At 60.4% G+C, this 9,157-nt stretch carries 12 protein-coding genes and 1 tRNA gene; 4 read left to right on the top strand and 9 right to left on the bottom strand.

From position 1 onward, the window contains the following. From JJE47_17630 to plsY, 9 genes are all read right to left on the bottom strand, one after another. Nucleotides 1-1,331 (bottom strand): hypothetical protein (locus JJE47_17630; protein MBK5269246.1); only part of this gene is annotated, 1,331 nt, incomplete at its 3' end. A gap of 74 nt (nucleotides 1,332-1,405) precedes the next feature. Further along, nucleotides 1,406-1,479, bottom strand: a tRNA-Ala gene (locus tag JJE47_17625). Between the two features lie 92 nt (nucleotides 1,480-1,571). After that, nucleotides 1,572-2,201, bottom strand: a complete 630-nt coding sequence (locus JJE47_17620) for a haloacid dehalogenase (GenBank protein ID MBK5269245.1) — start codon at nucleotides 2,199-2,201, stop codon at nucleotides 1,572-1,574. Nucleotides 2,202-2,211: 10 nt separating this feature from the next. After that, a complete protein-coding gene (locus tag JJE47_17615; GenBank protein MBK5269244.1) occupies nucleotides 2,212-2,655 on the bottom strand; it encodes a hypothetical protein in 444 nt (147 codons plus the stop codon). A 66-nt stretch (nucleotides 2,656-2,721) separates the two neighbouring features. Next, nucleotides 2,722-3,204: a MogA/MoaB family molybdenum cofactor biosynthesis protein gene (locus JJE47_17610; GenBank protein ID MBK5269243.1), complete on the bottom strand. Its 483-nt coding sequence runs from the start codon at nucleotides 3,202-3,204 to the stop codon at nucleotides 2,722-2,724. Then, nucleotides 3,183-3,662 (bottom strand): cyclic pyranopterin monophosphate synthase MoaC, encoded by a 480-nt coding sequence (gene moaC / locus JJE47_17605; protein MBK5269242.1) that lies wholly within the window; start codon nucleotides 3,660-3,662, stop codon nucleotides 3,183-3,185. The genes JJE47_17610 and moaC overlap by 22 nt, the downstream gene beginning before the upstream one ends. Continuing rightward, on the bottom strand, nucleotides 3,652-4,890 hold the full coding sequence (locus JJE47_17600; GenBank protein ID MBK5269241.1) for a molybdopterin molybdotransferase MoeA: 1,239 nt from the start codon (nucleotides 4,888-4,890) through the stop codon (nucleotides 3,652-3,654). The genes moaC and JJE47_17600 overlap by 11 nt, the downstream gene beginning before the upstream one ends. Then, a complete protein-coding gene (locus tag JJE47_17595) occupies nucleotides 4,890-5,699 on the bottom strand; it encodes an NTP transferase domain-containing protein (protein MBK5269240.1) in 810 nt (269 codons plus the stop codon). Before JJE47_17595 ends, JJE47_17600 begins: the two co-directional genes overlap by 1 nt. Continuing rightward, nucleotides 5,696-6,298, bottom strand: a complete 603-nt coding sequence (gene plsY / locus JJE47_17590; protein ID MBK5269239.1) for a glycerol-3-phosphate 1-O-acyltransferase PlsY — start codon at nucleotides 6,296-6,298, stop codon at nucleotides 5,696-5,698. The genes JJE47_17595 and plsY overlap by 4 nt, the downstream gene beginning before the upstream one ends. 53 nt (nucleotides 6,299-6,351) lie before the next feature. Here plsY and JJE47_17585 point away from each other — a divergent pair, with 53 nt between their 5' ends. The 4 genes from JJE47_17585 (at nucleotide 6,352) to JJE47_17570 (ending at nucleotide 9,007) form a co-directional block, all read left to right on the top strand. Then, the gene (locus JJE47_17585; GenBank protein MBK5269238.1) at nucleotides 6,352-6,552 is read left to right on the top strand and encodes a zinc ribbon domain-containing protein; all 201 of its coding nucleotides are present in this window, start codon (nucleotides 6,352-6,354) and stop codon (nucleotides 6,550-6,552) included. Nucleotides 6,553-6,597: 45 nt separating this feature from the next. Then, the gene (locus tag JJE47_17580) at nucleotides 6,598-7,131 is read left to right on the top strand and encodes a hypothetical protein (protein ID MBK5269237.1); all 534 of its coding nucleotides are present in this window, start codon (nucleotides 6,598-6,600) and stop codon (nucleotides 7,129-7,131) included. A gap of 31 nt (nucleotides 7,132-7,162) precedes the next feature. Further along, complete coding sequence (locus JJE47_17575) at nucleotides 7,163-7,924, top strand: undecaprenyl-diphosphate phosphatase (GenBank protein MBK5269236.1); 762 nt, start codon at nucleotides 7,163-7,165, stop codon at nucleotides 7,922-7,924. Between the two features lie 78 nt (nucleotides 7,925-8,002). Next, nucleotides 8,003-9,007: a trypsin-like peptidase domain-containing protein gene (locus tag JJE47_17570; protein MBK5269235.1), complete on the top strand. Its 1,005-nt coding sequence runs from the start codon at nucleotides 8,003-8,005 to the stop codon at nucleotides 9,005-9,007. Nucleotides 9,008-9,157 lie beyond the last annotated feature (150 nt).

Here is a 9,157-nt window from a genome sequence, read left to right as displayed (position 1 = left end):
TTGCCCGTCTGGACTCCGAGTGCTCGAACCAAAGTAGACATCGCCACCTGATCTGGCGACACAACCACTGCGACGTGGCCATCGACCCAGCCAACGGTGGCCGAGGCACTCGAGGGAACCTGGGCATCAATAAACGCCGACCAGCCGTCATAGAGCTCGTCGGTTTCATATGGGGAGTCACCGATCACGCTCATGACAAAGACGGTTTCGGTGCCGTTCCAGTACACCTGGTACCAGTCACCTCCCCATCCTTCTGCGGCCAGGCGGGCACCCCGACCCAGTGATGGCTCAAACAACGCTTCGAGTCCCGCCCGACCCCAGACTCCCTGATCGCTCATGTCATACCCTTCAACGTCGACCACCGGGATCAACACTTCGAGGGCGGGCTCTCGTCGCTCGAAGCGGTCCTGATCATAGATTTGCTCGGTGGTCGTCGGTGGATTCAGATACGCGTCGTTGAGCTCCGAAAAGCCGCCAGATGTCCCAAGTGAAGTCGCGAATCGGGCCCCTTCGTTGTACGGGAACTGCAGGACATCGACAATGTACGAGGGTGTGGTCGCCAATGCCTGTCCGGCCCCGGCCTCGATCAGCTCCATCCCTCGGGTCTGATCAGCTTTCGGCAGTTGCCAGAAGTAAAGGGCCTGGGTGTAGGTGGCATCGCCCTCAACCAGCGCACGAAGCGCGGCACTGCGTTCGTAATCGTGATCCTCGATGAGCTGATCCAGCTCGTCGTGGAACCCGAAGTTCTGATCGGTGAGAGCATGCGTCAGTTCGTGAACCAAAACCATCTTGTCCAAGACATCCAGTTCGTCGCCCGATGACGGCACGACCAACTCTTCGGTGTCCCCGTCGTAATAGCCCTGAACTTGTTCGGCGTATAACGCCAGATACAGTTCACCCAGATCGGTATCGGCGTCGAGCACCCCCAGACTGGCCAAGAGAGCCTGATCGCGGGCTGTCTCGTTTGGATCGAGTTCCTCGTCGATGATTGTGCGGACCCGGCTGGCCAGCTCCTCGGGGCTGACGACCGTGATGACCGGAGGTCGCACAAAATCGAGTTCTCGAAGGTCCTCGGTTATGCCGATCAGTTCGGTAATCGCCGACTGAAGTTCAGCATCCAGGATGGTGGTCGTCACCATCGCAGCCGGCTCTTCGACGGGGTCATCGGCCACTGTTTCCACCGGTCCGACAGTCGGGTTGTCTTCGATGGCCGACCTACTCGCCGTCGTATCGGTCGAGGCCACGGCCTTGGAAATGGGATCGGCATTCGAAGCACACGAGGTGAGGACGAGGGCCAGCATCAAAGCGGCAACAGAGATGGATCGAAACATTGAACAGCGACTTTACCGGGCTTGTGCCGCTAGGCCGGAACCCAAACCGCCCCAAGCGCGACGGAACCGTTGAGTGGAGATGACGGGATTTGAACCCGTGACCCCCTCGTTGCGAACGAGGTGCTCTGCCAGGCTGAGCTACATCCCCTGACGACCATCGCCAGGCGACTGGTCTTGGACAGTGTAACGACCGAAGCGGGCCCGAAAAAACCAAGCAGCGAACCGATCGAACCGGACTTGTCAGCCCCGACTTTGCCGGATCTCCTTGATGAGACGTTCCTGGACCACGGTGGTGGTCAGGTCGGCCCGGCTCCGCTCGATGAGGGCTCGAGCGACATCGGTTGTTCGGCGTAGGCCGCCGGTCATCCCGTCGGGATAATCAAGGGAGGCGAGGAGATCGAGGACATCTGACATTTGTTTCAGGACGGTCTCGGCGTAGTCCGTTTCACCTGCCCGCAGTCGGTCGAGGAGATGGCGGCGGAGTTCACCGACCACTTCACCCAACCCGTTGAGGTACGGAGCCCAGTCGACCGCGAGTTCTTCGGGGTTTGGCAACGGTTGGCCGGATATCGCCGCAGCCGTAAGGCGGGCCTCTGCATATTCCTTGGTTGCATCCGAATAGAACCCTGCGTACAAAATGTCGGGATGGGCCTCCAGCTCGCGTTTGGCTTCGGACAGCAGTCGAGCCGCTTCATTCATCAGACCGGCGGCGGCGTCGAAGTCACCACGGTGCACGCTGCGAATCGCATTGGCAGAAAACCGGATCGCCTGGCGAGCGTTCTTGATACCGACTTCGCGGGCCGCAAATTTTTCGTCAAAGTGATGACGGGCGGCTACCTCGAGGCGACCGATATCGGATGGCTCGCTCATATGGCGAGTTCTACGAAGCGACTACGCGAACCGGTTGCGGCTCACCATGAGCCGCTGCGGAGGAAACGGTGCCAACCGGCACAATGACCTGCTGGGTTCGGCTTTGCTTGATCTGGAGCAGGACTGCCACGTACCAGGCAATGCCTGCGTCAACAGCGATGTGAGTAAACAGCCAACCGAGGCTGCGAGTCGTGAGGGCAAGGATGAGCGACATGCCGGCGGCCATGGCCAGCGTGGCGAGCGTGCGGCGTCGCCTGGCGAGGACCGCTTTGCGGCTCATCCCGACACTGACTGGCTGGCCTTCGTTTTGTACGGTATTCAAGCGAGCAGCAATACGACTGTATTCAGCCGTCGAAGCAAGCGGAGTCTCACGCCGGGAATTGAGAATTGGCGGGACGAGGTAGATCGCCCACACGCCACCTATGACTAGCAAAAAAATCAGAATGGAATCCATGCGCCCTTAGTACCTCCGCCAGACCAAGTCACAATAGCCAGAACCGTTTGCCTGTCCAAACAGCGATCAGTGTTCCGTCTCGGCAGATCGTAACAACTCGACCGCGTGGCGAAGCGCCAGACGAACAACGCTCAGTGATTCTTTGACCCCGGACACGGATCCGGGCAGATTCAGAATCAACGTCCTGCCGGCCATGCCACAGACTCCTCGTGACAACATCCCGTGTGGGTTGGTCCCGAAGGTCGCCGATCGCATGGCCTCGGCGAGTCCCGGCGCAAGACGTTCGACCACCCTGAGGGTGCCTTCCGGGGTCAGGTCACGAGGGCTCATCCCGGTACCACCGGTTGTCACAACTACGGCCGGATCACTCTGCAGTGCAAGACGGATCGCCCCCTCAACTTCACCAACTCCATCGGGGGTCACGACCAAGGAGCATCGAAACCCGAGCTCTTCGAGGATCTCAACGGCAGTCGGCCCCGAGCGATCTTCGCTCTGGCCCTGGCTGACCCGGTCACTGACCGTGATGACTACTCCGCGGTACGAGTCCACGTTCCCGACTTTCCTCCCGATTTGGCCAGCAACCGAATCGGACCGATCTCAACGGAGCGCTCGACACCCTTGACCATGTCGTACATCGTCAACGCGCCAACCATGGCACCGGTCATCGCTTCCATTTCGACACCGGTCTGACCGGTGCTCTTGGCGGTGACGACAATCCGGGCCCCGGTCGCAATTCGTTCAATGTCGATGCCAACCGTGGTCAGAGCAACGGGATGACAGAGCGGTATGAGATCTGGCGTGCGCTTCGCTCCCATGATGGCCGCCACCCGAACGGTCGCAAGGGCATCACCTTTCGGGAGACCGTCACCGAATAACAGGTCGGCGGTACCGGTCGCCATCAGGACGATCGCCTCGGCAACTGCCGCCCGATCAGTCGACTTCTTGGATGACACGTCAACCATATGGACGTCACCAGAGTCTGTGAGATGGGATAGTTCATTGCCCATCGGCTACCTCCTCAAAGGTTCGGATTGATGGCCACCGAAACATCTCCAATTCAACGGCTCCCCCATCTACAACCTCGGCTTGACCGAGCGGGACAACCGCGAATGCGTTACCGATAGCCAGAGCCGAGAGCACATTCGAAGCTTGTTCTCCGACGAGGCGAGCTTCCCAACCGCCGTCGACAAAGGTAGCGACCACTCGCGAAAACACGGTCTTGGCGGGATCGGTCAAGACTCCGCCCATCAGTCGGCCGGTCACCCGAGGACGGAACAGGGCGCGATGGCCCATCATTTTCAACAACGCCGGGCGGGCGAACTGTTCGAAGGCCACCATCACCGAGACCGGATTGCCCGGCAGGCCAAACAGCGGCGTTCCCGCTACGTTGCCGAACGCAAAAGGTTTGGCCGGTTGCATCGCCACCTTCCAGAATTCGACCGATCCGAGTTCGCCGAGGATTTGTTTGACGAGGTCGTACTCCCCCATCGAGACTCCACCGGACGTGATGACCGCATCCGCCTGTGACGCTCCTTGCTCGATTCGATGCCGCAGCTCACGGGCGTCGTCGCCAACGATACCGAGGTCAAGCACCGTGGCCCCGACCTCGGCAAGCAGCCCCTTGAGGAGCGGCCGATTGGTATCTCTGATCTGGGAGGGGCTCAATGTTTCAGCGTCGACTCCGACGACCTCATCCCCGGTCGACAAGACAGCCACGATGGGACGCCTGCGCACCATCGGATGACCAACGCCCAGGGAGGCAAGTACCGCGAGGTGGGTGGGTGTGAGCGTGTCACCGGCCTGGAAGACCGTCGATCCGGCGACGAGGTCACCACCGGCGAGTCGAATGGCCGTGCCTCGATCCACCGCGACATTGATGGACACGTCATCTGCAATCTGGTTGGTGTCCTCGACCTTGACCACGGAGTCGGCTCCGTCAGGAATCGGTGCTCCGGTCATGACTTTGATGGCCGTGCCCGGTTCCACCGAAGCGGTTGCGACATGTCCGGCCGCAACATCCTCAAGTACCTTGAGCCGGACCGGTGCCCGACTCGTATCGACCGCCCGGACTGCATAGCCATCCATTGCCGAGTTCGTGAACCGTGGCACATTGTGAGACGCCACAACATCGACCGCCAGAGCCAATTGAAGTGCCTCGTCGAGGTTCACCTCGACTATCGGGAGTGGCGTTGCCGCCGCCAGAACGTCACGGCGGGCCTCTTCGAGGAGCCGCATCAACCCAGTCCATCGAGAAAGGCTCGATAGTCCTTTCCGAACTCATCGGAGAGCAATCCCAAAACCGTGGAGGCCTTGAGCAGGTCGAGTGGATTGCCGACATCCAACAAGTCGTCCTCAAAAACGACCCCGCGGCATTGACCGGCCGCGGCCACTGCGTTGATCGCGTCGGTCAGTTGAATCTCGTCGCCATGGCCGGGTTTCAGCGCGGATAGATGATCAAAGACGTCAGGGCCAAACAGATATCGACCCACCAACCAAAGATTGGAAGGCGCACCCTCTCGCCCGGGTTTCTCCACGGCGGCATCCATCTCGACGACTCTGTCATCGAGGCTCCGGGACACACTGACGACTCCGTACCGGTCGTAGTAGTCCTCCACTCCCTCTTTGACGGCAACGGCTGACCCGCCGCCGGCGGCCTCTTCCAAACGTTGATAGAAAGATGCAGCCGGAGGGGCAATCATGTCGCCCAAGCCGCAGAAGAACCGTCGATCTCCGACCGCTTCACGGGCGGTAAGCACGGCGTGTCCCAGCCCGTGGGGTTCTTCCTGGACCACCATTCGAATTCGCATGTTTTCGAGACCAGGCAACGGCCCCTCGTCGATGAAATGATGCTCGATATCGTTGGCCGCATCGAGGTTTACCACCAGCACGGCTTCGGTCACTCCAGCCCGGGCGGCTTCCTCGACTGCATATTGGATCGTCGGGCGATCGATCACCGTAATGAGCGCCTTGGGGACCGATCGGGTGGCCGGACGCATCCGGGTTCCCCGGCCGGCGGCCGGGATGACAACTACTTCGACACTCATACCTCGACCACCTTGGCGTCTCCGCCGTTCAACATACGGGCGATGTTGCCCTTGTGACGCCACACGATCAGGACCAGGGCTGCCCCGACCCAAACGAGAGTCGGCCACTCAACATTTCGTAAAACAAGCATGGGAATCGACGCTACCACCACAACCAGTGAACCGATCGCAGCCACTTTGGTGAGTTTTACGAGAATCCCCCAGATGAGAAGCTGCAACAACGCGACAAGCGGGTCCGCCCAGATCAAAACACCCAGCCCGGTGGCGATGCCTTTTCCGCCCTTGAAGTGATGAAACAGCGGGTAGCAGTGTCCAACCACCGCCATGAACCCCGCCCCGGCCACGAGGCCAGAGCTGAACAAACCTGATCCGGCCGGCGCCAACAGGTATCCGACCCAACCGGCCGCCAGGCCCTTGAGTAGATCTCCAGCCAAAACGGCGACGGCTGCGCCTTTGCCCATGGTTCGTAGTACGTTGGACGTTCCAGGATTACCACTACCAACGGAATAGATATCAACGCCTTTGAGTTTGCCTATGAGGACAGCAAAATCGATGCTGCCAAATAGGTAGCCGGCAGCTAGGACCAGAACGCTCGTCATTTGGCGAAGTCTAGGCAGCCAGTATGATCCCCCCGTTACTGACAGAGGAAGTTATGCCAACGTACGTCTATCGCTGCGGCGACTGCGAACAAACCATTGAGGCCATGCAACGGTTCTCGGACAGACCCCTTCGCAAACACAAAGAATGCGGTGGCTCACTCACCAAGGTGGTGCAGGCTGCCGGAGTCGTGTTCAAGGGTTCCGGTTATTACTCGACGGATTCGCGCACTCCCGACACCGCCTCCGACTCCTAGACCGACCCCCTTCCCCCCGGGTGACCGTTCCGATACGGTGCGCCTATGCACTGGTTCGCTCCCCCGCCGTGGATACGTTGGTCATTGTCCATCGTATTGGTCATCGCGGCCTTCGCCGTCGAGGTGGCCGGACCCAAAACAACCGGCCACTGGTTCGCGATCGCTGACATCGAGGCAGGAACCCAACTGCGTCCCGACCTCTTCCGGTCAGTTCAAATACCATCAGGGCTCCTCCCTGACGCTCAACCGGAGGGCTACGCCCGGGTGGAGATCCGGGAGGGTGACCCCCTGATAACCGGCCAGGTGACCAACCAACCGGCCAGGGCGCCGGAAGGTTGGTGGGCCATTGAGTTGAGTGTTCCCGGGCATGTACGTCCCGGCCAGAACGTCCATCTGGTTCTGTTGTCAACCGACCAGACAACCATCGTGACGGGCATCACATTGACGGTCGAAACGAGAAGCGACGCCTTCGGCGGGGCTTCGGCGCTGGCCACGATCGCCATACCGGCCGAGGCGGCGGCGGATGTCGCCGTCGCCTCCGAGGCCGGAAAGGTAACCGTCCTGACAACGAACGACTGAGACGGTCCGCAACTGGTCTAACCTCGTCGCCGTGATCGAAGCAATCGTTTGGGGTCTCGTGCAGGGACTCACCGAGTTCCTACCCATCTCATCTAGCGGTCACCTGGTTCTCATCCCTGAGCTTTTGGGCACCGCTCCGCCAAGCTTGGCGGCTTCGTCCGTACTCCACCTCGGCACCTTGACCGCGGTGATCGCCTATTACCGACGGGACCTCCTCGGCTTGGCGTCGTTCCGTGGCGATCCGATCGCCCGCCGTACGCTCATATTGTTGGGAGTTGGCAGCCTTCCGGCCGGAATCGGCTTCTTCGTGAGAAGCAGCATCGAGACACTTCAAGGCTCCACCACCGCCGTCTCTGTGGCCCTGGTCGTGACCGGTCTGGTTCTCTGGTTCAGTGATCGATTCACGCTCGGGGATCGGATGATCGCTTCCCTGAGATGGCCCGACGCGGTGGTCATCGGACTGGGTCAGGCAGTGGCACTCATCCCGGGTATTTCGCGTTCGGGCATGACGATTGCGGCCGGCGTGGGCCGCTCCATGGAACGGTCCGAAGCGGTACGTTTCTCGTTCCTGCTCGGTATCCCAGCGATCGCCGCGGCCGGCGCGCTGGAGCTCGTCGATCTGGCAGGAAGCGGCACCGGCGTCGCAGGATCGCTCTGGGTGGGCGTCGCCGTGGCAGCCGTCTCCGGGTATGCGGCCATAGCAATCCTGCTCCGGATATTCGTCAGGCGGGGGATGGCGCCATTCGCCCTATACGCAGTGTTTGCCGGTATCGTCGGATTAGTGGTTCTATAGGGGACAACCTAAAAGAACTGACCGTTTTCTTAGATAGTTCACATCTCACATTCAGAGAGTGGAATAACGATGGCACCCATGACATCTAGCAAGCGCACCCGACGGGCCCCCTGGATTCTCCTGGTCTTCTACGTTGTAGCGGCCGGTCTGATCATCAACGCCACCAGAATTCCCCAGATCGCCGCCCCGCTGCCAACCGGTTCCACCCAGCAGATATCGGCGATAGTTGCCGGTGCCGATCCAGTTGCCGACATTGCCGCCGCGGTAAGCCCGGCTGTCGTGCAGATCTCGACCGATTTCGGCCTCGGTTCAGGCGTCATCTACAGCAAGGACGGGCTCATCCTGACCGCGGCCCACGTTGTCCAGAACGCCACCAACGTCGACATCAGACTTTTCGACGGACGCACGGTTCGAGGAACGGTTCTCGGCAGACACGAGCCAACCGACGTAGCGGTCGTCAAAATCGACGGCAGCCCCGACCTCCCGGTTGCCCAACTTGCCACCGGAGCCGACATCCGGGTCGGGCAATTGGCCGTAGCCCTGGGGAGTCCGTTCGCCCTGGAGCAGACGGTCACCGCCGGAATTGTTTCAGCCGTTGATCGCAACGTTTCCGGTGTTTCGATGGTCCAGACCGATGCCGCCATCAACCCAGGTAACTCAGGCGGACCGCTCGTTGATAGAAGCGGAAGAGTCATCGGCATCAACGACCAAATCTTCACCAGCTCGGGCGGTAATGACGGGATCGGCTTCGCCATCTCGATCGACCTGGCCGTCATCGTGGCCGATCAGATCGTGGCCGGCCAGGAGGTGAGGACCTCCCTACTCGGCATCTCCACCTTGCCAAATTCCGAGGCCCGCAACCCCGGCGTTCTTGTCGATGAAGTCTCACCAGGCTCAGCTGCCGCCGATGCCGGAATTCAGGTCGGTGATGTGATCGTTTCCTTCGACGGAGACATGGTCGCCGATATCCAACAACTTCAGGTGAAAGTCCAGAACACGCCCCCTGGGACCACGGTCGGTATCGACCTGGTTCGAAATGGCGAGCGAGTATCCATCGAGACAACTCTCGGGCAGGGCCAGTAGCCCACCGGCACGGGTCTTTTGGCCGATTGACGTCAGGCACCGCTACGTCGGATACTGACGGTGGAGGTGCTCATGGAAAAGGACGTCGTACTCAACCTGCATTTGTCTGAAGATGAGAAGAACACCTTGGCCTTCGCGACCCTGGATCTG

It is taken from the genome of Acidimicrobiia bacterium (assembly GCA_016650365.1).
GTDB lineage: Bacteria > Actinomycetota > Acidimicrobiia > Spongiisociales > JAENVV01 > JAENVV01.
This window is presented reverse-complemented; position numbering and strand designations above follow the sequence as displayed.

Bases quoted from the DNA above. Each gene is read 5' to 3' on its own strand.
- JJE47_17620 (MBK5269245.1), bottom strand. From the start codon at position 2,201: ATGAGCGAGCCATCCGATATCGGTCGCCTCGAGGTAGCCGCCCGTCAT.
- JJE47_17615 (MBK5269244.1), bottom strand. From the start codon at position 2,655: ATGGATTCCATTCTGATTTTTTTGCTAGTCATAGGTGGCGTGTGGGCG.
- moaC (MBK5269242.1), bottom strand. From the start codon at position 3,662: ATGGGCAATGAACTATCCCATCTCACAGACTCTGGTGACGTCCATATG.
- JJE47_17600 (MBK5269241.1), bottom strand. From the start codon at position 4,890: ATGCGGCTCCTCGAAGAGGCCCGCCGTGACGTTCTGGCGGCGGCAACG.
- JJE47_17595 (MBK5269240.1), bottom strand. From the start codon at position 5,699: ATGAGTGTCGAAGTAGTTGTCATCCCGGCCGCCGGCCGGGGAACCCGG.
- plsY (MBK5269239.1), bottom strand. From the start codon at position 6,298: ATGACGAGCGTTCTGGTCCTAGCTGCCGGCTACCTATTTGGCAGCATC.
- JJE47_17585 (MBK5269238.1), top strand. From the start codon at position 6,352: ATGCCAACGTACGTCTATCGCTGCGGCGACTGCGAACAAACCATTGAG.
- JJE47_17580 (MBK5269237.1), top strand. From the start codon at position 6,598: ATGCACTGGTTCGCTCCCCCGCCGTGGATACGTTGGTCATTGTCCATC.
- JJE47_17570 (MBK5269235.1), top strand. From the start codon at position 8,003: ATGACATCTAGCAAGCGCACCCGACGGGCCCCCTGGATTCTCCTGGTC.